This window comes from Williamsia sp. 1138, from assembly GCF_002095435.2.
Taxonomy (GTDB): Bacteria; Actinomycetota; Actinomycetes; order Mycobacteriales; family Mycobacteriaceae; genus Williamsia.
This window is the reverse complement of record NZ_MJEJ02000053.1, coordinates 250,785-275,760: the sequence shown is the minus strand read 5'-3', so window position 1 is coordinate 275,760 and position 24,976 is coordinate 250,785. Positions and strand designations below refer to the sequence as shown.

Below are 24,976 nucleotides of genomic sequence, written 5' to 3'. Positions count from 1 at the left end.
AAGCCGGAGGAAGAACCAGCTCCTCCGATTTCAGCGAAGAGCTAGAGCGCTGCGGCCACGGCCGACACCGCGTGCTGCCAGATCTCGGCCAGCCGGTCGGCGTCCGCCTCGACCATGAGCGCCTCACTCCACCGCCAGCTCGTGACGAGTTGCGGCCCTTCGGGTGTGCCGCGTACGACCGACACCACGTCCAGCGCGTAGCGCAGCGGCAGGTCGGGCTCCGGCGCGGTCGGAAGCCGGCTGTTGAGTTCGAGATCGGTGATCGGTGACCATGGCTCGGGGGTGTCGGATGCACCGGCCGCACTGAGGTCGAACCGGCCGAGATAGTTGAACTCCACCTGCGGGTCGGCCGACGCCACCAGTTCCGGCACGCGCTCGAAATGCCGCAACAGACCGTAGTCGAGTCCTCGGTTGGGGATGGAGCCGACGTGCTCGGCCACCGAATCGACAAGAGCGCGCACCGCATCCGGCCGTTCGGCCGCGGCGTCGAGATCGACGGCATCGGCTCCGGCGCCGAGGCGAACCGGGAAGACACTGGTGAACCAACCCACTGTCTGCGACGTGTCGACACCCGCACCGACGGTCTCGTCCTCGCGCCCATGACCTTCCAAGGCGATGAGGGCGCCCGCCGACTTGTCCTGACCGGTGACGGTGCGCCAGGTGTTGATCGTCAGGGTGAGTGCCGCGAGCAAGAACTCTCGCATACCGATCGGTCCGCCGAGATTCGCGAGAACCGACGCCGTCTGCTCCACGGAGGTGTGCGCATCCGTGGTGCGCAACGACGTCCAGGTGTCGTTGTCCGGATCGACCGGTCGCGCACCGATGGTCGGATCCTGCCCGGCCACCTGTGCGGCCCAGTACGAACGTTGTCCGAGAACATCCGCCGTGCCACTTCGCTCAGCCAGCAGGTGCGAGAACCGCCGGTACGAGGTGTACTCCGGCCCCAGCGTCGGCGTGATCCCCGAGGCCACCTGTCGACCGCACTCGGCAAGGTCTCCGAACAGCACATGCCACGACACCGCATCGGTGGCGAGGTGGTGAATCGCGAGAAGGAGCACATCCCCCTCGTCGGGAGAGTCTTGCACCAACCGCACAGCGGCGACCATGTTCCCGGTCACCGGATCGACGCGGTCCATGGCAATCGGTGCCTCACGCTGGACGCCCGCCCCGAGATCATCACCGACCGACACCGTGACCAGGACGTCGGACGCACGTACCGACCCGACACTCCGGGTGATCAGCTGATATCCATTCTCGTTGTCCTGCAACTGCGATCGCAGCATCGCGTGCGAATCCAGGATCGCCTGGAGTGTCGCTTCGAGCTCGGCGCCGGACAACCCCTTCGGCAGGGCGATGAGGGTCGTCTGCGTGAAGCGCCGGAACCGCCCGAAGTCGTACATCCAGCGAACCACGGGCAACGAGACGACCTCACCCGGGCCGCCCTGTTCGCCTTCGTCGTCGGCTCCGACCGACTCCCCGCTGTCGATCGCGGCAGCCAGCGTCCGCACCGACGGATTGGCCAGCACGAGACGCGGATTCACCTGAATGTCGCTCCGCCGCAACAAGTTGACCAGCGACATCGCCACGATGCTGTCCATACCGAGGTCGAAGAAGTCTTCGTCGACACCAGGAGCCGGACCGTCCACCAGCTCACCGAACACCGTGCACAGCAGACGTTCCGTATCCGTGGCCGGTTGCGCTTGCGGTCCCGACGAGCCGGCCAGAGCCTCCCGCGCCAGTTCGATCAGCACCGTCTCGTCCAATTTGCCGTTGGACGTCATCGGTAGCACAGGCACGGTCAGCACCCGGGCGGGCAGCATATGGGTCGGCAGCTTGTCGGCCAGTGCCGCGCGTACCTGCGCAGCGGGCAGGTCCACTCCGACCACGAACCCCACCAGGGTCGCACCCGTCGGACGCCGCACGACCACCACCGCCGCGGTATCGACTCCGGGCAGTTGCCGCATGGCCGTCTCGATCTCACCGATCTCGATCCGGAATCCGCGGATCTTCACCTGGCTGTCGGCACGTCCCAGGAACGTGAGGTTTCCGTCCGGGAGCCGTCGCACCAGGTCCCCGGTCCGGTACATGCGGCCGCCGCGCGCATAGGGGTCGGCGACGTAGCGGCCCGCGGTCACTCCCGGTTGTCCCACATAGCCTCTGGTGACCTGGGCCCCGGCGAGGTACAGCTCGCCGACGACACCCCGCGGCACCGGACGCAACCGGGAGTCGAGGACGTGGGCGGTCATCCGATCGGCCGGCGTACCGACCGTCGGGACGTCGGAGCTGTTGATCGGGGCGACCAGTGCCTCCACGGTCGCCTCTGTGGGGCCGTAACAGTTGTAGACGTCGACACCCTCGACGTCCTGCAGTTGTTGCCACAGAGCCTGACTGATGGCTTCTCCACCGAGCGCGAGCACCGACAACTGCGTACCACTCGAGCTGTCGGAACCCGTCGTCCGCTCGGTTCCCGCCTGCGGCTCACCGACGATGCCTGCGGCAGCGAGTTGGCCGAACATCGACGGCGACGTGTCGATCATGTCTATCCGGTGGTCGATGAGCCCGGACACCAGCTGCTGCGCATCACGCATCTGCGAACCGTCGAACAGGTGCACGCAGTGCCCGTCGAGCAATCCGATCATCGGCTGCCACGACGCATCGAAACTCAGAGACCAGGCATGGGCGATCCGGAGTCTGCGGCCGAGTCTTGCCGTGGCCGGTGCGTAGACATGATCGCGGTGGTCTGCGAAATAGCTTGCGAGGGCGCCATGCGTACCGATGACACCCTTCGGCTCACCCGTCGAGCCGGATGTGAAGATGAGATATGCGGCAAGGTCGGACGTCGCGGCGAGGTCCGGACGTGATGTCGACTGCACACCGAGAGCCGCAGACGTCGCCGGGTCGTCCAGGACCAGGCACTGACTGCGGCCCGCACCGGCCGCCTCGAGCAGCTCGACGTGTGCGGCGGAGCTGATGATGAGTCTCGGATTCGATTGTCGCAGAATCGAACCGATCCGGGATTCGGGGAGCGACACATCGATCGGCACGTAGGCGACGCCGGCGGACAGCGCCGCGAAGATCGCCACGATCGAATCGGCAGACCTGTCGAGGGCCACCGCCACCACCGACTCCGGGCCGGCACCGCGGTCCGCCATCTCATTGGCCAGCCGCATGACGTCGTCGTGCAACTCGGCATAGGTGTAGTCGCGGTGCGTGCTGGTCAACGCCGGCGCCTCGGGTGTCGCAGCCACCTGGCGGGCGAAGATGTCCGCGATGGTGCCGCTGGGGACCGCATCCGTTGCCGACGCCGGAGGTTCGTCGGCGATGACCTCGTCCGCCAGCCGGACCTCCAGGTGATCGGGACCGGAGTTCGCCGCGTCCGGTAATTGCCGGAGCACCAGTAGGATTCGTTCCGCTATCTCGTCCGGTGGCAGGTGGGGCAACGCGCCGTCGATGGCCTCCGTCATCACCACGAGGTGCTCACCGAGCAGGTATGCGGCAATGGTGAGCGGGTAGTGGGCGAGGCTTTCCATGGCCACCGGCAGGAATCGGGCGCCGTCGCCGGTGCTGATGGGTTCGGTCACCGCCCCGATCGGGGCGTTCTCGAACACGAACAGGGTGTCGAAGAGGCTGCCCCGGCCGCCTGCCCGCTGCACTGCGGACAGACTGAGGAAGCCGAGCTCACGCATGGTCGCCGACTCGCGTTGCAGACCTCGACACAGGCCGAGAACAGTTCCGGCCGGGTCGATGTCGACGACCGACGGCACGGTGTTGATGAACAACCCGATCATCGTCTCGGCACCGGGCAACGAATCCGGGCGACCCGAGATCGTGGTCCCGAAGACCACATCGCGGCGGTCGGTGAGACGGCCCAGCACCACTGCCCAGGCAAACTGTACCGCGGTGTTGATGGTGATCCCGTTGGTGCGCGCCCAGGTGGTCAGCCGAGCGGTGTCGTCCGGATCCAGTTGTACACGAGTGCGTCTCGGTACCGCATCGGCCGGTGTCACCGCCCCTTCGGCAAGCATCAGAGGAGCACTCAACCGGCGGAGGTACGTCGCCCACGCCTCGGTCGCCGCCACCGAGTCCTGCGCAGCGAGCCAGCCGATGTAGTCCCGGTACGGCCGCGGAGCCGGCAACGACGTGGATTCGCCGCCGGCCTCGTACACCGCGAGCAGCTCTTGGAAAAAGATCGCGACAGCCCAGCCGTCCATCAAGATGTGATGCGCCGTGATCAGCAACCGCCTGCGTCCACCGGTGAACTTGACCAGCACGACCCGCAGAGCCGGACCCGACGAGAGATCGAAATTCCTGCGCCGCTCCGACTCTGCGATCGCATCGAATTCGGCGGGGTCGGCGTCTCGCTCAGACCATGGGACGTCCACCCAACTCGGCACGATCTGCACGGGGGTGGGGATGTCGCGGTCGTAGAACGACACCCGCAGGTTCGGATGCCGCTCGAAGATCGCCTCGACGCTGCGGCGTAGCAACGCCACATCCACCGGACCGTTGATCTCGACGATGAACTGCATCGAGTACAGGTCCAGGTCGTCGCCTGCGATCTTCGACAGCGAGAACAGCCCTTCCTGCAAAGGGCTGAGCGCGAGCACATCCTCGATGGCAGGCGGCGCCGACCGATCGACCACGCCTCCGGTCATGACCCGGGTTTCCAGGTGGCCGTGAGAGCAGCCAGCGCGTCATCGCTGAGTCCTGATGTGCTCATCGGCGCATGGGTGCGGGCCACCGTCTCCGCGGGGGTCTCCACCTCGACCGGCGGGTTGGCGAGCGCATCGTCCACGGCAGCCGCGAGTTCGGCGATCGAGTGATGATCGAAGATCATCTGCGGGGTCAGTGGGAGGCCGTCGGCCGCCGCACGCCCGGCCATCTGGATCGAGATCACGCTGTCGCCGCCGAGCGCGAAGAAGTTGTCGTCGCGGCCCACGTCGTCGATCTCGAGAAGTTCCCCCAACAGGTCGGAAAGTGCCTTTTCAGTGGCGGTCTGGGGAGCTTCTCCGCCGCTTCCGACACCGACGACCGCCACGTCGGCGGCGGTGATCTCGAATATCAGGCCGCCGTCGTGGTCCCACTTGGCCCGATCACCGCTACGCAGCAACCGGGAACCGGATGAGTAGGGATTCGACACCCACTCGCCGACTGCTGTCTGCGCTCCCGCCAGGTACACGTCGCCGAAGACACCGATCGGTGCCGGCATCATCGACTGGTCGAGGATCAACACCGACGTCCCAGGCGCAGGACGTCCCGAACGCCTCCCACCCATCTGTCCCACCACGGCAACAGATTCGAAATCTGCAGGCGCATAGTAGTAATGACTGGTCGATCCCGCTGACAGTGCCGAGAGCACCTCGGCCAGGGAAGCCGGGCCGTCCGGTGATGACGCCACCCAACTGCGTACCGACGGCATCACGGAGGTACCGGAATGGGCGAGGAGTGCCAACACCTTCGGTTCCGCGACGACTCGCTCGACCGAATGCCGAGCGATGAGTCGTGCCAGCGCAGCCGGATCATCGCGCTCGGAATCTGTTGCCAGAACCACTGTGGCCGACCGGGCAAGCCCGGCGAGCAGTTCGGACGTGCCCGCAGGCGACGCCGGCGGCGTCGCGATCAGGCGCACGCCCACAGACCCGTCGCCTGCCTCCGGCAAGCCGGCGGAGTCGCGCCCGCCGCCTCCGGCCGCGCGCATGAACGCCTCTCGGACATCAGCGAATCCGGCGGCGTCACCGGATCGCAGTTCCCCGTAGGTCAAGGAGTCCGAACCACGGACGACGGCAACCGAATCCGGATTCTGCAGTCCCGCAGCGCCCAGTCGCGCACCAAGCGCACCCGCCGCGACGTCTGCGCCGCGACTGAAGGTGCCGAGCACCCGCTCCCGTTCGGCCGGCGACTGTACATCCACGCGCCGGACCGGCTGATCGACGTCGTCGGCGAATGCGGCCAGCACACGCACCAACCGGTCGGCGATCAGTTCCGCACCTTCGCGGGTGTACAGGTCGTCGGCGGCGACCAGCCGTGCAGCGAGTTCACCATCGGTACGCGAGGCGAAGATGATGTTCAGATCCAGGAACGAGGTCTCGAACTCGACCGGCAACAACGAGAGCGTCGTGGCACCGGATTCGTTGAAGGCCTGACTGTCCGGGGCACTGTACTCATCCCGGAAGTGCATCATGACCTGGAACAGCGGGTTGCGGGAACGGGAGCGCCGCGGGTTGAGCGCTTCGACCAGGCGCTCGATGGGCACATCCTGATTGCTGTAGGCACCGAGGGCGACGTCGCGCCCCCGCAGCAGGACCTCGCGGAGCGTGAGCTCACCACCGAGGATGTTGCGCAACACGACCATGTTCGCGAAGAGTCCCACGAGGTCCGTGGTCACCTCGTCGGTCCGGCCGGCGATGGGCGTACCGATCGCGATGTCGTCGCCGCCACCGAGCTTGTGCAGCAAGGTGGCGACCGCCGACTGCAGCACCATGAACTCGCTGACGCCGATCGTGTCGGCCATCTCCCGTACGCGGGTACGCAGTTCCACCGGCACCGTGAACGACACCACTTCACCCGTTTTGCCGAGGACCGGCGGCCGGGGGTGATCTGCTGCCACGGTGATCTCGTCGGGTGCCCCCGCCAAGGTCGTTCGCCAGTAGTCGATCTGCCCTGCACCCACCTCGACCGACGATCCATCGGTGCCAATGGTCGAGCTCCGCTGCGCTGCGTCTCCATCGAACAGGTCACGCTGCCACAATGCGTAGTCGGCGTACTCGATCGGGTGCTGCGGCCAGGCCGGCCCGGCCCCATGCGCGAGTCGATGCCGGTAGGCGGTACCGAGATCTGCCAGCAGCACACCGAACGACCAGTGATCGATGACCATGTGGTGCACCAGGATCGACAACACGTGGACGTCGTGACCGAGCACGAAGAGGTGCGCTCGGAGCAGTGGTTCGGATTCGACTGCGAAGTTGTAGTGCGCGATGGCCTCGAGCTGCGCGGTCAGCAACATCTCTGATTCCGCGATCGACTCACCGCCGAGCACCGTGATCGGTAGCGGCACGGAGCCGATCGGACCGATCAGTTGATACGGAATGCCCTGGTGTTCGGGGAACGTGGTGCGCAGGGCCTCGTGGTGCGCCACCACATCGCCCACGGCGGCAGCGAGCGCAGCGGCGTCCAACGGACCGTCGATCCGCACGGCCATGGGGATGTTCCCCATCGCACTCGGGCCCTCGAAACGCCGCGCGAACCACATCGCGAGCTGCGAGTAGGACAGGGGAACACGTTCGGGGCGTTCTCGCTTCACCAATGGTGGTCGTTGCGGTGTCGTTGCGCCGCCCGTTGATTCGTAGTCGTCGTAGTCGTCGTCGGCATCGAGGTCGATACCGAACTCCTCCTGTACCTGTGCGACGAGCCAGGAGGCCAGACCGGCGACCGTGGGGGTGTCGAAGGGCGCGCGTACGTCGATGTCCACCCCGAACTCGGTACGGATCTGCGTCACCAGGCGGGCGGCGAGCAGCGAGTGCCCACCGAGTTCGAAGAACGAATCGTCGGCACCGATGCTGTCGCGGCCGAACAGCTGCGTGAACAGCGCCGCAACCCGGATCTCGGTGGCCGTTGCCGGCGCCCGGAAGACTCGCGGGGCCGCGCCGGCCGGGTCCGGGAGCGCGTCCCTGTCGAGTTTGCCGTGCGCGGTCAGCGGCACCTCATCGATCACGGCGAATGCGCTGGGCACCATGTAGTCCGGCAGGACCGCGGTTGCGTGTTCTCGCACCGAGTCGATGTCCACTTCCGCGCCCCGCTCCCCCACGAGGTAGCCGGCCAGCGCGGGTCCCACGTTGGGATCCCCGGTGACGATCACGAGTGCGCGGGCGACCGCCGGGTGGGTCGACAACGCGGCCTCGACCTCACCGAGTTCGATCCGGAATCCGCGAATCTTGACCTGCTCGTCCGCTCGGCCGACGAACTCGATGTCGCCGTCGACGTTGTGCCGGGCGAGATCTCCTGTGCGGTACAGCCTGCCACCGGGTCGAAACGGATCGGCGACGAACCGTTCCGCGGTCAGCGCCGGACGGCCGTGGTAGCTGCGCGCGAGTTGGTCACCGCCGATATAGATCTCACCGACGACGCCGGCCGGGACGAGTTGCAGGGTCCGATCGAGCAGGTAGACCGCCACGTTGCGGTTGGGCACCCCGATGGGGACCACCCGCACACCCTGCGGTCCGTCGACCGGGTAATGCGTCGCGGCCACCACGGCTTCGGTGGGACCGTAGTTGTTGCGCAGTTGCGCGTCGAACACCGTCCCGAACTTGTCCGCGACCTCTCCGGGCAATGCCTCTCCGCCGACCGGGATCTGCCGCAATGTGGTCCACTCGTTGACACCCGGCAGCAGCAGGAACATGCTCAGCATCGACGGGACCATGTGCATGACCGTCACCCGCTGGCGCACCAGCAGATCAGCCATGTACGGAATGTCCTGCAGAGCATCCGGTTTCGGAACAACCAGGGTGGCGCCGAGGGTCAGGGTGCAGAAGACCTCGAACAACGACGCATCGAAACTCACCGACGACGTCTGCACGAGCCGGTCGTCCGCGGTCATCCCGAACTGAGCATGAAAGCCTGCCAGGTGGTCTGCGATGGCCAGGTGCGGCACGGAGACGCCCTTCGGCCTACCGGTCGACCCCGACGTGTAGATGACGTACGCGAGCGACTGCGGCAGCAGGGGCGTCACCCTGTCCGCGTCCACCGGATCGGTGATCGAGAGGACGCTCGCGGCGCGCTCTGCTGCTGCGAGTTCTGCCGCGCCCAGTATGAGTTTGGGCTCCGCATCCTCGATCATGAAGTCGATGCGGTCACCCGGGTAGGACGGATCGATCGGCAGGTAGGCCGCACCTGCCTTGAGGACCGCCGTTGCGGCGACGACGAACTCCACCGAGGCCGCGATCTCGAGGGCGACGATGTCTTCGGGACCGATGCGGTGCTCACCGATCAACCAGTGCGCCAGTCGGTTCGCGCGAACGTTGAGGTCACGATAGGTCAGCACGACGTGGTCGTCGGTGAGCGCCGGATGGTCCGGATGCGCGGCGACCCTGGCCTCGAACATCGCGGCCAACGTCGTCGCAGCCGCAGGGACCTGCTCGCCCAGCGATCGTTCGATCACCTCGGCCCGTTCGGTACCGAGAACGTCCAGCTGCGCGAGCTGCCGGTCCGGCTCGGCCAGGGCGCCGCGGAGCAGGTCCACGTAACCGGCGAGCATCCGGTCGACGATCCGTCCGTCGAGTACGTCGGCGAAATATTCCGCCTCCACATACGCGTGGTCGTCGCCCAGCACCACTGTCAGCCCCAGCGGCAGTTGGGTCACCGAACTGCTCAGCTCCAGTTGCTCAGCACGCACGTTGTCGAGCGCGAAACCGACCGCACTCTTGCGGGTGGAAAAGCTCAAGCGCACAATTTGTTCGAGGCCGTCGCCGCCGCCGACACGGTCGGGGTTGATCTCCCGGACCACGCGATCGACCCCGATGTGCTGGTGCGCGAACCCGCCGAGTGCCTCGTCACGGGTGGCGGCGACCAGATCGGCGAAGGTCGAGTCCGGATCCACACTCGACCGCAACAGCAGGCTGTTGCCGAAGTAACCGATCAGCGACTGCGCAGGCGCCGAGCGATCCACGACGGGTACGGCGACGAGGAAGTCGTCGCTGCCGGTGTATCGGTTGATCAAGGCGCTGAACGCCGCCAGCAGCACCGCGAACGGCGTGCTCGATTGCTCTCTCGCATGACGGGCGACGGCGTCGATCACCTCGGACGGGATGGCGCGCCTTCCGTGCCCTGCGGTCTTCGCTGCGGGACCCTGATTCTCGGCCGGGAGTTCGAGCCACTCCGGCGGTGGCCGCAACTTCGAGCGCCAGTAGTCGATGCCCTGCGTGTCTTCGACTCCGCCCTGGCGCGGACCGAGTACCGCTACGTCCACGAACTGGGCAGCCAGGCCCTGCGGCACCGGTCCGGCGTTGTAGGCGGCATTCACCTCACCGAAGAACACCTCCCAGGAATCGTCGTCCCAGCAGATGTGATGCACCACGAGGATGAGCGCCCACTCGTCGACATCTGTGCGCACCAGGCTGATCCGGAGGAGCGGGTCAGAGCTCAGGTCGAATGAGCGGGAGAACTGTCGTCGCGCGAGCACCTCGAGGCGGCGGGCCCTGCCCTGCTCGGGAAGGTCGGACACATCGTGTTCGCTCCACGGCACGTCCACGTGCGCAGCGGCGACCTGATAGGGGCTTCCCGAGTCGTCGACGCCGTAGGAGGTGCGCAGGATCTCGTGTCGGTCGACGACCGCACTCACCGCCGCGCGCAGCCTGTCCGGGTCCAGCGCACCCGTGAGGCGGTATGCCACACAGACATTGAGGGTGGTATCGGCGGGATCGCGGTGCTGGACGAACCACAGCCGCTGCTGGCCGGGAGACAACGGAGAGCGTTCGCCCGGCACCCGGACCGGCACCGGCGCGGACTCATCCGCGCTCAGTCCGCGTTCACGCAACCGCCTGCGTAGCAGTTCTTTTCGGCGCGCAATCACATCTTCTGGCATCTGACGGCCTTCACTTGTCTTTCAGCTGGTGTGGGCAGGTCGGGCCGCCACGGAAGATCAACCGATCTGCCGGGTGTTACAGGGAGCAGGGGACCTGCGCGTAGCCCGCGATCTCGCAGGCGCTGGTGTTCGACAACTTCCACTTGCCGTCTTTCCAGACCCAGGTCAGACCCATGGTCGCGTCGTTGAATCCGGGTGAGCGAAGCACCAGGTTGGCGGTCATGGTGTTGCCGCTGACGTTCACGGGGCCCGCGATCCACCACTTGAGTCCAACCGGCTCGAACGCGCGCAGGGTGTTGCCGATACCTTCGCCGACCGTGGCGGCCTTGGCGCCGCCCTCGAGCTCGTCCGCCTTCTGACCACTGGACCCGTTCAGGACGGTCTTGAGCTTGCTGTTCAGTTCGTCCGTCGACAGCGCGGCAGGGGCTTCGACTTGCTGCTGCGCCGCCGGGGCCTGTGTGGCTGCCGGGGCCTGCGACTGCGGCGCCGCGTAGCCGCCGCCTCCCGATGTTCCGCCACCCACGACGGGAGCCGGAGCAGCTGCGGGAGCCTGTGTCGTCGTTGTCGGCGCCGCGGGCGCCGGTGAGGTGGCCTGCGCGTTTCCGGCGACCGGTGCGGTCCCCTGGGGGTTGGCGGCGGAACCGAGATTGACGACGGTCGGTTGCGCGGCGGTCGCACCGGAGTTGTCGGAGTCGACGGCGAAGAGGACTCCGACCACCCCGATCGAGACGATCAGTGCCGAGATGATCGCCGACACGCCTGCGGCAACGAACACCGTCGGCACGTTGACACCTGAACTTGGTTTCCCGGTCACTGCATCTGCCTTCTACTCAATGATCTGATCCGCAACTGTGGACCGGCTCATTCAACCACGGTGGTCGTCGTAATGGTAAGCCTGTCCTTACTCGACCTGACCTGTGCCGGTCCCCAGTCAGCCCACCCGGCTCCGGGACTGTTCGTCCATCAGGGCCACGACCTCGTCCAGCGATGCGCCGCCGAGGATCGCTTCGATCGGCAGATCCCGGTCCAACTCTGCTTTCACCCGCTTCCGGAAGTCGAGGGCCTGCAGGGAGTCCAGTCCGAGCGCCACCAGCGGCATCGAGCGGTCGATGTCGCCTCCCTCGATACCCATCACTTGATTGAGTTCGGCGACAACGAGTTCCGAGAACGTGAGCTCCCGCGACGCGATGACCGGAGTCGTCGGACCCGTGGGGACGACCGGGGTCGCGGCAGCAGGGGTTTGTGGGGCCGGCGATGGCGGGACCAGCCCCGCGATCAGCGATCCATGCCCGAACACCGATACCAGGGCATGCAACTGCACCCAATCCGCCGCAGCGATGATCGAGTCACGCTGCCTCCCCTCGAAGGCGACCGCGAGCGCATCTGCCGGCCTCATCGGGACGACGCCCGCGCCCTCGACCCGGGCGACGGCCGCCTGATCGAGCGGTCCTTGCACACTCCACAGGCCCCACTGCAGCGCGTGGGCATCGATGCCCTGGACCCGCAGCGTGCGGGCCAGGATGTCGAGCAGTCGGTTGGTGACCGCGTACAGGATCTGACCGCGACCGCCCAGTGACGCCGCGATCGACGAGCACAGCAGCACCCGGCAATCGGGAGTGAGCGGGAACGATCGCAGCACGTTGGCGATGCCCAGCACCTTCGACGAGGCGGCTTCCGTGACCATCTCCGGCGTGATGTCGTCCAGACCCGCGTCGACGTAGTTGACGGCGGCGTGGACGAGCACCCCCGCGGGAATGTTCTCGTGTGCCGCAGCGAACTGGAGAACGGACGATTCTTCTCCGACGTCGCAGGAGGCGACGACGATGTCGGTATCTCCGAGCGCCCGGATCGCCCTCAGTCGCGGTTCGATGGCCGCACTCGCGCCGGTGCGGCTCAACAGCGTGATTCGGTCGGCACCCGCCCGCACGTAGTGCTCGCAGAACTCGAGTCCGAGTTTGCCGGTTCCGCCCACGATCACGACGTGACCCAGATTCTCTGTTGCGGGCCGTGAGTCGGCTGCAGACGCATCGGGCTCCGCGTAGACCAGTCGTTTGGCGTAGATCTTGCCCCCACGCAGCGCGAGGTCCGATTCCACTGCCGTGTGCAGCGCACCGACGACTGTGCTCGCGGGCGCATCCGCCGGGAGATCGAGGTGCCGGAACACCGTGGTCGGGAATTCCGCAGCAAGACAGCGAAATCCTGCCGCCGCGCCTGCGCCGAACAGCTGCGGCAGCTCGTCGTCGGGCAGGACGGACTCGCCGCCCACCGTGACGAGCCAGCACTCGGCGGCCCCCCTCGCGACGTCGGGCAGCCACTGCGGGTCTCCGAAGAGCCGCGCCAATTCGGCCACCGCGGTCGGTAGATCAACGCTAGGCAGTGCAGGTAGCACGACGACCACCGAATCGAACGCCCCCTGGGTGACCCCCGATTCGTACACGGTGGCGCTCGCGCCGTGGTCTGCAGCCGCAGCCACCAGGCCCGCGGCGACATCACCACTGCCGCCGCCGTGTTCGACGACGAGAAACGACCGCGGTGGACCCAGCTTGCGCCGCTGCAGTCGCGTCCAGGTCTCGACGACACGACGCGGGTACTCCCGCGCAGTCTCGGGCGACACCGCCGCACCACGTGGCTTCTCGCCGGGAGCGAGGTGAGATGCCCACAGCGACGTCGCCTTCATCTGCACTGCCGGAAAATCCCGCAGGGGCAACGGCGGCGCCCCGTCATCGGCGACCGCGAGTGCCTCCCAGCGGTATCCGGTGTCGTTGACCGCGACCGTGGCGAGGTTCTTCGTGAACTCTGCGAGATCGACGGAGCTGCGGCGCGAGGTGCCGATCACCGGGATCGTCGCATCGGGTGCGGTGACGCTGATGTTCTCGCCGATGGCCAGCATCAGGGTCGGATGTTCGGCGACCTCGATGAAGGTGTCGGCGCCACCGGCGACGGCGGCCCCGACCGCGAGGTCGAACCGGACCGGATTGCGCAGATTCCAGAACCAGTAGTCCGAGAGCAGATAGTCGGTCGTGACCTGCTTGCCGAGCGTGCCACCGACACAACCGATGTCCGTCTCGAGGAACGCCTGGTTCTCGAGCTTGTCGCCGATCGCTTCCCCGAGCTTCGTACGGAACTGGGCGACTATAGACGTGTGCGCCGGATAGTCGACCCGGATCTCCTTGGCGAACTTGCCCCCCGCTGTCAGGGCTTCGACCATCTCGATCACCGTGCCGCGGTCACCCGAGATGCACAGGATGTGGGGTGAGTTCACGACGGAGAGCTCGGCCCATCCGGAGTTCGCTGCCAGCATCGCCTCGCATTCGTCGCGGTCGATCGCGACGACAGCCATCGAATAGCCGGTCGGCGAGAACTCGACCACCAGGTTCGCCCGGCTCGTCACGACGTGGATGGCATCGGCCAGCGACATCGCCCCGGAGATGTATGCCGCGGCGATCTCGCCCTGGCTGTGGCCGACCGTGGTCGCCGGTTCGACCCCCACCGATCGCCACATCTGCGCGAGCGCGACCATCTGCATCAGCAGCGCCGGCTGGACGATCCGGATGTCCTCACGCTCGTCGGATTCTTCCCCGAGCAGGTAATCCAGCGGCGAGATGTCGTACAGCTCCTGGAAGAGTGCGTTACTGCCCTCAACGGATTCGCGGAACACCGGTGAGAGGTCGTAGAAGAGCCTGCCCATCCCCCGCCTCTGGCTGCCCTGGCCCGGGAAGATGAAGCCGGTGGTGCGCTTGGCAGCTGCGCCGCGCCCGGCGATCACATCCGCGTGGTCGACCCCCTCGGCCAGGGCTTCGAGAGCTTCGGTCAGCTGCGCGGAATCGGTGGCCAGGACCATCGCCCGGTGACGCCGGACAACCCTGGTGCGCATCAGCATCGAGGAGACGTCCCCGATCGTCACCTCCGGGTGCCTATGCAGGTAGTCGGCCAAGGCCGCCGCTTCGGTCCGCAACAGCTCCGCCGAGTCGGAAGACACGATCACCGGGACACGGCCGTCGGGCAATCGGTAACTAGGCATGTGAAACCTCCGCGGCAGTGTTCGCTGGACGGGTGGGGCTACGCAGCCCGACGTCGGTCGGCTCAGGCATGCCGATGATCGCGTGGGCATTGGTGCCGGAGACACCGAAGGACGAGATGGCGCCGTATCGAACGCCGTTCGTGGGTTCCCAGTGGTCGAGATCATCGGCCAGACGCAAGGCCGAGGCGTCCCAGTCGATCTTGTCGGTGGGGTCGTCCGCGAAAAGACTCGGCGCCGTCTGACCGTGCTCGCCGCACAGCAGCACCTTGATCAGGCCCAACATGCCGGATGCCGCCTGGGCGTGCCCGGCGTTCGACTTCACCGATCCGAGCTTCACCTCGGACGTGCCGGACTTGCCGTAGGTGTTCTGCAGGGCGGTCAGTTCCATCGGATCACCGAGTGGGGTACCAGTCCCGTGCCCTTCGATCAGACCGACATCGGAGGGATCGATCTGGGCTGCCAGCAACGTCTTTCGGATGAGTTTCTCCTGCGCGGAGGCACTGGGCACCACGATGGGCATGCCTTTGCCGTTGTGGTTGATGCGGGTCGCCTCGACCCTGCCGTACACCCGGTGCCCCATGGCCCGGGCCCGGGATTCTCGCTCGACGATGACAACACCGGCGCCTTCGCCCCACAGCGTGCCGGTGGCGTTCGCGGCGTAGGAACGGCAGTGCCCGTCGGCGGCGAGACCGTTGTTCTTTGAGAACTCGTAAAAGGCTGCCGGGGAACCCATCACGCAGACACCGCCGGCGATCGCCCAGTCGCATTCGTCACCGCGGACCGCGCCCGCGGCCAGGTGCAGGGCCGTCAGCGACGATGCACACGCGGTGTCCACGCTGACGGACGGGCCGATGAGCCCGAGGCTGTGTGAGATCCGGCCGCTCGCTGCGCCGAGGGCGGTACCGGCGATACGGTGTCCGCTGAACTCGTTGACCGCTGCGGCGCGAGGACCGTACTCGCTGATCGAGACCCCCATGTAGCAGCCGACCTCCTCGCCGTCGAGTGCTCCGGGATTGATGCCCGCGTGTTCGAGCGCCCGCCACGCGACCCGCAATGCGACGCGTTGTTGCGGATCCATCGCGGCCGCCTCACGCGGGCTGATGCCGAAGAACAGCGGATCGAATTCGGTTGCAGCGTCCAGGAATCCCCCGGCATCGGCGACAGGCGCCCAGCCGTCGATCCGATCGAGGGCCAGCACCTCCTCGATGTCCCAGTCCCGGTTGCGGGGGAAGGCACCGATCAGCTCGTGTCCACCGCTCAACGCATCCCAGAACGACCCGAGGTCGTCGATACCACCGGGCGCCTCCACGGCCATCCCGGAGATGACGATGGGATCGGTTGTGTCATCGGTCATGTCACGGGTCCTATCGGTACATCGAGGTCTGCGTCACCGAGGTGGGTGTCATCGGCGGCTGGGGCGCCAGGAGTTCAGCGATCGGATCACGGTTGCCGTCCAGGTAGAAGTGGCCGCCATCGAAAACGCTCACCCCGCTCTCCCCCGTGGTGTGCGCGGACCAGCCGTACAGTTCACGAGGTTTGATGAACGGATCCTCGGCCCCGCCCATCGCCTGGATCTCGGCGGCGACGGTGACGTCGGCCGGGCAGGAGTACGCGTCGAATGCGCGGTAGTCCATCTTCATCACCGGCAGCGCCATCCTCATCAGATCGGCACTGGCCAGCACGTCACCACCGGTACCGTTCAGCGCCGAGAGATGGGCGAGCAACTCCTGGTCTTCCTTGGGGTGCGGAGGCAGATTCTCGACCTGCGACGGCGCCACCGCAGCCGACACCCCGAGCAGCCGAACGTCGATACCGGCGGCCTCGGCAAGCCGGACGAACTCGAACGCGACAATCGCACCCATGCTGTGGCCGAAGACGGTAACAGGGACCTGCCGGTTCCAGCGGGACGACACGAACTCGTCGAACGCCCCACGGGCGAGTTCTGGCAGGGTCTGCGCCGGTTCCTCGCGGACGCGGTCCTGGCGACCGGGATACTGGAGCACCGCGACGTCGAAGATCGCGCCGAGCTGCTTGGAGAACGTCCGGTAGGTCGATGCGCCGCTTCCCGCGTGCGGGAAGATCAGCAGCGGTGGGTTGTCAGCCGAGACGGGTTTGTGGAATTGCCTGATCCATCCGAGATCACGTGACATTGGGTGGTACTCCTCATCTTCGGCGGTTGTGCGGAGGCCGCGAGGCCTTGACGTAGGCTTTGCTTCATTGACCGCAGGCACGTGAACGGAGCACCACCGCCATGACATCGCACGTCCTCAAACGTGAAATCGTCGATGTCGGCGACGACATCCTGGCCGCCGGCCCGCCCGTGGTCCCGACGCTCACCACTCCGTATTCTCTGCGGCTGGTCGACCCGGACAGCGCGGATCCCGACATCATCGCGACGTGGATGTCGTTGCCGCATCTGGTCGAATCGTGGGAGCAACCGTGGACGCGTGAGGAGTGGCGTGCCGATTCCGCGGCCAGGTTGGCCGGGGACTACTCGCGACCGTGCATCCTCGGTGTCGACGTCTCCGAGCTCGACGGATTCGACGCGACGCCGGCCGGCGGAGACCTCACGGCCGCGGGTTCCACCGCGATCATCGAGGTCGCCTACGTGGAGCTGTACCGTGCCGCCCGAGACGAGAACGCCCGCGTGTACGACGCCGCTCCGTGCGACATGGGATTCCACATCGCGACCGGGCCAACAGAATTCCTCGATCGTGGAGTCATCTCGGCCGCGATGGCGCAGCTCGCCGACGCCATTTTCGCGGCAGAGATGCGGTGCGACACCATCATCGTCGACCCCGACCACCGCAACACCAGGATGCGGCGGGCGCTGCAGAAGCGGGGTTTCACCGAACTCGGCGAGTTCGATGTACGGCCGGGCCGTCGTATCGCGCTGCACACCATGAGGCGTTCCTGACCCGAGGCCCCGGCCGTTCATCGCCGCCCCGATCGGGCCTGTGAACGCCTGGTGTCCTTGGCTTTTGCGTCCTCTGACCGCAGCACACGGTTGGAGAGCTCACCGAGGCAGCTCAGGTTCGGGAAACCGGGCCCTTGGGCGAACCCGGCAAGGTTCGGCAGATACAACTTGGGCTCGAGACCCGTCACCGCCAGGTCGTATCCGATGGACAGCTCGAGACGTTCGGAGTCCAGTGGCCAGCCGATCGCCAGTTCCAGCAGATCGGTTGTGGCCGAATCGAACAGGTCCATGAACCACAGGGGCTGGCCACCGGTTGCATCGACCACCAGGTCGAAGCTGTGTGCCTGTGCCGTTCGCAGCTCGTTGTGCAGGGTCAGAGCGACCGATCCGTTCTGGTCGGCCACCCGAACAACCCGGCCCTGCAGATGGTGCACCCGGGCGTCGCCGATCAGGGTCTCCTGCACCCGGACCGAGAACACCCCACGGTCCGTTCGGCGGATGACGTCGCGCCGTTCGACAGTGCTGAGCGCGGCCCATTTCGACGGGTCGCTGAACAGTGCGTTCTCGAAGAAACTCTCACCCCGGGTGTAGATCGTCGCCGTCGGCGAGATCACCGAGATCGTCATCGCATCATGACGGATCAGCTCGTCGAGGGCGGACCCTGCCGTCTCGCCGCCGCCGATCACCGCGGCCCGCGAGGAGGGCGGGATCTCTCTGCGTCCGGCCAGGTTCCAGAACTCGGCAATGCTCAGGACCTTCGGGTGAGAGGCCAGTGCCCGGTCGCTGCGGCCGGGACCCGACATCATCAGCCCGTCGGCCTGCAGGGTGCGCGACGTGCCGTCTGTCGATGACACCTGCACTGTCCACCCGGCACCGTCCGACGACACGGTCGTGACCGTGCCCACCACCAATTCGAGGTTGATCTTCTGAGCAACCCACTGGAGATACTTCGCCCAGTTGTGGTGTGGGGGGTTGGGCCTGCCGCGGTCGATCCACTCCGCATAGGTGCCGCGGTCCACCAGGAAAGACGACCAGCTGTACGCCATCATCGCGGCGTTGATCTCGTGATTGTGGCCAGGCGCGATGTTGGAGCGGTAGGGGAACCCGATGTCTTTCTCCGGACTGGTCCCGAGGCGGTGCCGTCCATCCGTCCAACCGCCACCCGCCTCCCAATTACCACCGACCGCATGCGAATCGACGGCGATGACACGTGGTGCGGGCAGGCCCAGGTCGCGCATCACCGCGGCCTTCGCCGCGACCGCCAGCGCCTTGGGGCCGGCGCCGACAACAAGAAGCGTTTCCACCGTGTTCGGGGTCGTCGAGTCTTCGGTCATCATCTACTCCGGAACCAAGTGCGAGAGGTCGTCATCGTCGAGCGCGAGGACATCGAGGTACATTTCCGCGACCTGTTCGAGCCGATCGTGCGAGTTGTCCGACAGCATCAGGCGATCGGCGATTGCCGCGATGGTCCGTCCGGAGAACACGTCGGCGACTCCGGCCCTGGGCGCGTCCAGCCACTCTCGGATGCGGGCGATCAAGGTGGTTGCCAGTACCGAATCTCCGCCGAGAGAGAAGAAGTCGTCGCCTCGTCCCACCTCGTCGAGGTCCAGCAACTCCCCGACGATCTGGGCGAGCGCCCGCTCGAGCGCCGTCCGGGGCGCTTCGAACGTGAGCTCGTCCTCGCCGGTCTCGAGCAGTGTCTGCACTGCCCGCCGGTCGAGTTTGCCGTTGCTCGTGATCGGGAAGGCCTCGATGATCAACAGGTGCCCGGGGATCATGTAGCCGGGCAGCAACTCCCGCAGGCCTTCGAGGACCTCGTCGTGATCTAGTTCGACACCCGCCTCGGGCGAGACCGCGGCGACCAGTTTCGGTGCGGCCGACGTGATCACCGACGCGACAGCGCGGTGCACCCCCGGCAACAGCCGCAGGGCACCCTCGACCTCGCCGAGTTCGACGCGATAGCCGCGGATCTTGACCTGATGGTCTGCGCGGCCGAGGAATTCGAGGCAACCGTCGGGCCAGTACCTGGCCAGATCACCCGTGCGGTACCAGTTCTGCCCGGATCTGCGGACGAACCGGTCGGCCGTGCGTTCGAGATCATTTCGGTAGCCGAGAGCGACACCGGCGCCACCGATCCACAGTTCCCCGGCAACCCAGTCCGGACAGTCGTTGCCCGCCGCGTCGACGACCCGGCACTGGACGTTGTGCAGCGGCACTCCGTAGGGGACGGCCGCCCACTGGGCAGGGGGATCGACGGTTTCACAGATCGTGGCGTGGATGGCGGTTTCCGTCGTGCCGCCCAGTCCGGCGACCCGGACAGCCGGGGAGTGCGCTGCCATCCGCCTGGGCAGGTCCACGCCCACCCAGTCCCCACCGAGGAACACCGCCCGCACCGACGTCAGGGCGGTACTGCCTGTCGGCGTCGCGTTGAGCAACATGTCGAGCAGGCTCGGGACGCAGGCGAGCAGGGTGATCGCGTGCCGATCGATCAGGTCGACCCAGGTGTCGGGATCGGCACGTTCGGCATCGGTGAGGGTGACGACGGCGCCTCCGACACCCCACAGTCCGAAGATGTCGTAGATCGACAGGTCGAACTCGAGATTCGATACGAGCAGCGCGCTGTCGGCGGCCGTGACCCCGAAACGATGATGGAGGTCCTCGATGGTGTTCATCACCGCGCGATGCGGTACCTCCACGCCTTTCGGGACCCCGGTGGAACCGGAGGTGAACAGAACGTAGGCCGGCGTCTCCGGGTCCGGGATCACCGCTTGCGCGAGCGGATTCCGATGGCCGGCGGCATCCGCATACGTCAGCGACACCATCGCCTCCGGTTGCTGCCCCGACGTCGCGTCCACACCGAGCCAGGCCACGACGTCACCGGCGGTGAGGATGTGCGCACGCCGGGCCGCAGGCTGGTCGTGTCCGACCGGGACGTACGTGGCGCCGGCGGCCAGGATCCCGAGGGTCGCGATGATCTGGTCGGGCCCCTTGGGTAGCTGGACGGCGACGGCCTGTCCCTGCCGTACCCCTGCGTCGCGCAACGCCCCCGCCACCGCCAGGGCTCGCGCGCACACCTCGCGATAGGTCAACAGTCCGTCGGCACCGGAACGGATTGCGGGCGCATCCGGGGTTGTCTGTGCCCACCGGAAGAAGCCTTCGTGCAGAACATCATTGCTGGTCGGGAAGTCGGTGGCGTTGACGCTGTCCCGTACCGCCCGCTGGTCGAGCGGTAGGTGTCCGGTGGTGTCGGCCTCCCACGCGGCATCCGACATGGTCAACCGGTCGACCGCGCCTCGGTATTGCGCGAACATCGCGTCGACAACACCGGGGTAGAAGGCTGACTCCCGGACATCCCAGTTCAGCAGCAAGCCGCCACGCAATTCGGTGACCTGCGCGTCGAGCAATACTTGGGGGCCCTGGGACACGATCCATTCGGGTTCGCCGAAGGTGGAGATGACCTCGCCGGAGAAGAGCTCTCCGAGGTTGATGGCACTGGTGTACACGACCGGTGCAAGGACCTGTTCTCCGCGCAGCCTACCGAGGTCCCGGAGCACCTCCAGTCCGCTGTACGACGCATGGGAGCCATTGGCGTGCATGGTCTTCTGGATCTGTCGCGCGCGATCGACGATGGTGGTCGGGACGGAGGCGTCGACGTCGAGCAGGACCGACGTGGTGAAGTCGCCGACGAGGCGGTCGACATCGGGGTGCGCCGGCTCGCGATGGAACAGTGGCAGGTTCAACAGGAACCGCGGGGCGCTGGACCAGCGGGCGATCGACTCCGCGAACACCGAGGCAAGCGCCATCGCCATCGTCACACCGCGTTCTCGGGCGGCGGCTGCGAGCGCGGCCTTGGCCTCCGCGTCGATCCAGTGGTGATGGCGGACGACGTGGCCGGAGTCCGATCGCTGCGACTGGGGCACCAGGGGAAGTGCCGGTGCGGCCGGTAGTTCCGGTAGACGCTCGGTCCACCAGTCCCGGTCGCGATCACGGGCTGGGTCGGGGTTGGCGCTCCGCCACGCCAGATAGTCGCGGTAGGTGAAGTCGACCGCCGAGAGCCGGGCGCCGTGATACAGCGAGGCGAGGTCGGCGAGCATCGTGCGATAGCTCATCGCATCGCCTGCGATCATGTCGACGTCCACGTGCAGCCGGGTCCGGTCCTGCGGCAGCAGCGACAAGGTGATGTCGAAGACCTGGCCGTCCGAGATGGGCAGCACTTGACTAGATTTCGTGTCCCGGATCGAACGCAGCTGCTGGTCGAGCTCATCGTCGGCGAGATCGCGCAGGTCGACGACGGAGAACACCTCCCGCCCAGGGGCGGGAAGGATCCGCTGGGTGCCGTCGGGCAAGATCTGCGCACGCAGCATCGGGTGCGCCGCCGCCAAACCACCGACGGCTGCGCGCAGCACCCCGGGATCGACGCCCGCGCCGTCGAATTCCACATAGAGATGGGCCGCGACCCCGCCCAGGTCTTGTCCCTCCGACCGCCCGATCCAGTAGGCGTGCTGCATCGGCGCCAACCCGAATGCCTCGGTCGGTGCCGAATCGATCACGGGCGCAAGGGTGTCCGCGACGGTGGGTTCTGTTGTCACCCCGATCAGTTCGGCCCAGGCAGAGACAGTGGGAGCCGCGGCCAACTGGGCGAAGTTCACGTCGTGGCCGCGTTTGCGCCACGAGCCGGCGATCTTCATCATCCGGATCGAGTCCAGGCCCAGCCCGATCAGGTCGGCGTTCACCTCGACGTCATCGACCGCGACGCCGAGCTGTGCGGCGACCTGCTCGCGAATCTGATTCATTCCCAATGCATCCGATGCCTGGTGTCCACTCACGACGGTATCCCTCATCTCAGCTGTTCTCCGCTGCATTGCGATAGCCCTTGACTGCCAGTCCCCCGAGCACGGCGGTCATACCGGCGACCCACAACAGCGTCAAGGTCAGGGGCGCAGCGACGGCGCCACCCTCGGTGAGGCCGGACATGGTGTCGATGGCCGGACTCGTCGGCTGGTATCGGACGATCGGTTGCAGCCAGCCCGGATATTCGGTGACCGGAACGAATCCGCTGTTGAAGAACAGCATCAACAGGAACAGCGCGCCGAGGTGGGTGACGATCTGTTTGCCCGAGGAGACCGTGGCCAGTGCGATCACCAGCACCGCCCAGCCGAGCGAACACAGCATCGCAACGCCGATGGCCCCTGCCCCGAAGGCGATTCCCTGCTCGAACCGGAATCCCATGGGGATGGCCACCACGAACAGCACGATGGTGCCGACCCCGGTACGAACGATCTCCGCCACCAGCTCCGGTGATGAAACCGATCCGCGGCACCGGCAGCGTCCACAGCCGTCCGAGCAAACCGCTCTCGCGCTCGGCGGTCAGACTCAGACCGGTCGAGATGGTGCCGAACATCGTCCCGACCAGGGCGACGAGTCCGACGTTGCCGTACACGCTGTCGCCCCCGCCCATCGCCGTGACGGTCTCACCGAGGACGAGCTGGAACATGACCAGCAGGAACGCGGGGAAGACGATGGCCTGCACCACGACCGCAGGATCACGAGACCAGGCTCGCAGTAACGCGGCGGCGTGCACCGTGGTCTGGGTGCCGAGACCGACACGGCGCCGGCTCACCGAACTCGTGGTGGCGGTGTCTGGTTCCGCCTGCGTCTGGCTCATCGACTCGCCGTCCGGCGACCGACCACGCCCGCGGCCGCGCCTCCGGCGACCAGCAGGCCGATCGCCCAGAGGATCGGAGCGGTGGCGTCGAAGTCCGACCCGGTCGACAGTGCCCGCAGCGCGTCGGCGAACTGCGAGACCGGCGAGTTGCGGACCACCGGTTGCACCCACTCCGGGAACGCCCCTGCCGGAACGATGCCGGTGGAGAGCATCACCAGGATCAGCTGCGGGATCATCAGGGCCTGTCCGACGCTCTCGGCGTTGGTGATCACGGATCCGAGCGCGTCGGTGAGCAGGCTCAGCGCCAGGGCGAAGACGACGACCAGGAGTACGAACGCTGCGATCTCGACGGGCGTCGTATCGAAACGGAAGCCGAAGACAGAACCGATGACGAGCCCGCCGGATGTCGAGATCAGCGACATGACGATCACCACCGACATCCGGGCGAAGGTGGGTACCGATCGAGAGATGGGCAACGACGTGAGCCGGTCGCGCACCCCCGCTGCGGCGTCGATGCCGGCGTTCTGCGCGGCCATGATCGCGGTGAACAGCCCTGTCTGCAGCAGGATCACGGGCGCCAGGTATTGCGCGTAGTCGATGCCGGACCGATCGAACTGTCCGTGCAGCGGAACGTAGAAGCACACGAAGAAGATGACCGGGGTGAGTGCCCCGGAGATCAGGTCGCCGTCGCGCCAGGCCGAATTGATCGAACGAACCGAAAGAACCTGCAGTGCAGGCCCGAAGCGAACGCTGGTCCGAACCGCCGGGTTGCTCGTTTGCGCGCGATCGATCTGGGCGGCGAGGCTCACGGCACCGCCGACCCGATGTCGTCGGTGGCGCTGTCGACGGGCCCGGTGCCGATCCCGGTCAGCCGGAAGAACACCTCGTCGAGCGAGGGCCGGCGCAGGCCGATGTCGAACACCTCGATCGAGTGGTCCTGGAGGCGGGCTATGACGTGGGCGACGGTGGCCATCCCATCCGGTGCCGCCACCCCCAGCCGTGGGTGCGGCGTGGCGGCGGTACTGTCGCCGTTCTCGATCAGCGCGAACCCCGCGAGGGCCGTTCGCGCGCCATCCAGGTCGACCGATTCCTGCAGGTTGATCTCACAGATGGCGCCGCCCGCTCGGGCCTTCAACGTTTCGGAGGTGCCCTCGGCCACCACGCGCCCGTGATCGAGCATGACGATCTGATCGGCGAGGCGGTCGGCCTCTTCGAGATACTGGGTGGTGAGCAGCACCGTGATGCCCTGGGCACGCAAGGTGGAGACCGTCTCCCACACCGACTGCCTGCTGCGGGGATCGAGTCCGGTGGTCGGTTCGTCCAAGAACAGCACCTGCGGCCTGGTCACCAGCGCACAAGCGATGTCGACCCGGCGACGCATGCCTCCGGAGAGGGTGCCGATCCGTCGGTCGATGAACTCCTCGAGACCGAAGTCGCGGGCCACCTCGCCGATCCGTTCGCGCGCCCCACGCCTGCTCAACCCCGTCAGCCGGCCGAACATCGTGAGGTTCTCCCTGGCCGTGAGCGATTCGTCCAATGACGCGTATTGGCCGGTCAGCGAGATCAGTTCCCGCACCCGGGCGGGATCGCCGACAACGTCGAATCCACCGACCGTCGCGCGACCACCCGTCGGTCGCGCAAGCGTCGCCAGGATCGACAGCGCGGTGGTCTTGCCACTGCCGTTCGGACCCAGCAATCCGAGCACGGCGCCTTCCGGAACCGCAAAACTCACCTGGTCGAGCGCACGGATCTGCCCGTAGTCCTTGACCAGTTCGTCGATGACGATTGCCGACATGG

At 66.8% G+C, this 24,976-nt stretch carries 12 protein-coding genes; 1 reads left to right on the top strand and 11 read right to left on the bottom strand.

The annotated features are described in order from the left end of the window. Window positions 1-41 precede the first annotated feature (41 nt). The 6 genes from BH683_RS26195 to BH683_RS26170 form a co-directional block, all read right to left on the bottom strand. Complete coding sequence (locus BH683_RS26195) at window positions 42-4,655, bottom strand: non-ribosomal peptide synthetase (protein WP_084839205.1); 4,614 nt, start codon at window positions 4,653-4,655, stop codon at window positions 42-44. Then, the gene (locus BH683_RS26190; RefSeq protein ID WP_084839204.1) at window positions 4,652-10,576 is read right to left on the bottom strand and encodes a non-ribosomal peptide synthetase; all 5,925 of its coding nucleotides are present in this window, start codon (window positions 10,574-10,576) and stop codon (window positions 4,652-4,654) included. Before BH683_RS26190 ends, BH683_RS26195 begins: the two co-directional genes overlap by 4 nt. Window positions 10,577-10,652: 76 nt before the next feature. After that, on the bottom strand, window positions 10,653-11,390 hold the full coding sequence (locus BH683_RS26185; protein WP_094647770.1) for a hypothetical protein: 738 nt from the start codon (window positions 11,388-11,390) through the stop codon (window positions 10,653-10,655). A 117-nt stretch (window positions 11,391-11,507) separates the two neighbouring features. Then, window positions 11,508-14,597, bottom strand: coding sequence for a nocobactin polyketide synthase NbtC (gene nbtC / locus BH683_RS26180; RefSeq protein ID WP_084839202.1), 3,090 nt, complete (start codon window positions 14,595-14,597; stop codon window positions 11,508-11,510). After that, window positions 14,590-15,951 carry a polyketide synthase gene (locus BH683_RS26175; RefSeq protein ID WP_084839201.1) on the bottom strand — a complete coding sequence of 454 codons (1,362 nt, stop codon included), beginning with the start codon at window positions 15,949-15,951 and terminating at the stop codon, window positions 14,590-14,592. Before BH683_RS26175 ends, nbtC begins: the two co-directional genes overlap by 8 nt. Window positions 15,952-15,961: 10 nt before the next feature. Continuing rightward, on the bottom strand, window positions 15,962-16,747 hold the full coding sequence (locus BH683_RS26170) for an alpha/beta fold hydrolase (RefSeq protein WP_084839200.1): 786 nt from the start codon (window positions 16,745-16,747) through the stop codon (window positions 15,962-15,964). A gap of 101 nt (window positions 16,748-16,848) precedes the next feature. Between BH683_RS26170 and BH683_RS26165 the strand changes: the two genes are divergently transcribed. After that, a complete protein-coding gene (locus BH683_RS26165; RefSeq protein ID WP_084839199.1) occupies window positions 16,849-17,514 on the top strand; it encodes a GNAT family N-acetyltransferase in 666 nt (221 codons plus the stop codon). A 17-nt stretch (window positions 17,515-17,531) separates the two neighbouring features. Here BH683_RS26165 and BH683_RS26160 read toward each other — a convergent pair whose 3' ends face one another. From BH683_RS26160 to BH683_RS26140, 5 genes are all read right to left on the bottom strand, one after another. Then, a complete protein-coding gene (locus BH683_RS26160) occupies window positions 17,532-18,848 on the bottom strand; it encodes a SidA/IucD/PvdA family monooxygenase (RefSeq protein ID WP_084839274.1) in 1,317 nt (438 codons plus the stop codon). Between the two features lie 3 nt (window positions 18,849-18,851). After that, a complete protein-coding gene (locus BH683_RS26155; protein WP_246833607.1) occupies window positions 18,852-22,307 on the bottom strand; it encodes an amino acid adenylation domain-containing protein in 3,456 nt (1,151 codons plus the stop codon). 49 nt (window positions 22,308-22,356) lie between these two features. Beyond that, window positions 22,357-22,803 (bottom strand): ABC transporter permease, encoded by a 447-nt coding sequence (locus BH683_RS29105; protein WP_246833599.1) that lies wholly within the window; start codon window positions 22,801-22,803, stop codon window positions 22,357-22,359. A gap of 372 nt (window positions 22,804-23,175) precedes the next feature. Then, the gene (locus tag BH683_RS26145) at window positions 23,176-23,988 is read right to left on the bottom strand and encodes an ABC transporter permease (protein WP_084839197.1); all 813 of its coding nucleotides are present in this window, start codon (window positions 23,986-23,988) and stop codon (window positions 23,176-23,178) included. Continuing rightward, a complete protein-coding gene (locus BH683_RS26140) occupies window positions 23,985-24,974 on the bottom strand; it encodes an ATP-binding cassette domain-containing protein (protein ID WP_084839196.1) in 990 nt (329 codons plus the stop codon). The genes BH683_RS26145 and BH683_RS26140 overlap by 4 nt, the downstream gene beginning before the upstream one ends. Window positions 24,975-24,976 lie beyond the last annotated feature (2 nt).

Coding starts and splice junctions, on each gene's coding strand:
- nbtC (WP_084839202.1), bottom strand. CDS start 14,597: ATGCCTAGTTACCGATTGCCCGACGGCCGTGTCCCGGTGATCGTGTCT.
- BH683_RS26195 (WP_084839205.1), bottom strand. CDS start 4,655: ATGACCGGAGGCGTGGTCGATCGGTCGGCGCCGCCTGCCATCGAGGAT.
- BH683_RS26190 (WP_084839204.1), bottom strand. CDS start 10,576: ATGCCAGAAGATGTGATTGCGCGCCGAAAAGAACTGCTACGCAGGCGG.
- BH683_RS26175 (WP_084839201.1), bottom strand. CDS start 15,951: ATGACCGATGACACAACCGATCCCATCGTCATCTCCGGGATGGCCGTG.
- BH683_RS26170 (WP_084839200.1), bottom strand. CDS start 16,747: ATGTCACGTGATCTCGGATGGATCAGGCAATTCCACAAACCCGTCTCG.
- BH683_RS26165 (WP_084839199.1), top strand. CDS start 16,849: ATGACATCGCACGTCCTCAAACGTGAAATCGTCGATGTCGGCGACGAC.
- BH683_RS26160 (WP_084839274.1), bottom strand. CDS start 18,848: ATGACCGAAGACTCGACGACCCCGAACACGGTGGAAACGCTTCTTGTT.
- BH683_RS26155 (WP_246833607.1), bottom strand. CDS start 22,307: ATGAATCAGATTCGCGAGCAGGTCGCCGCACAGCTCGGCGTCGCGGTC.
- BH683_RS26140 (WP_084839196.1), bottom strand. CDS start 24,974: ATGTCGGCAATCGTCATCGACGAACTGGTCAAGGACTACGGGCAGATC.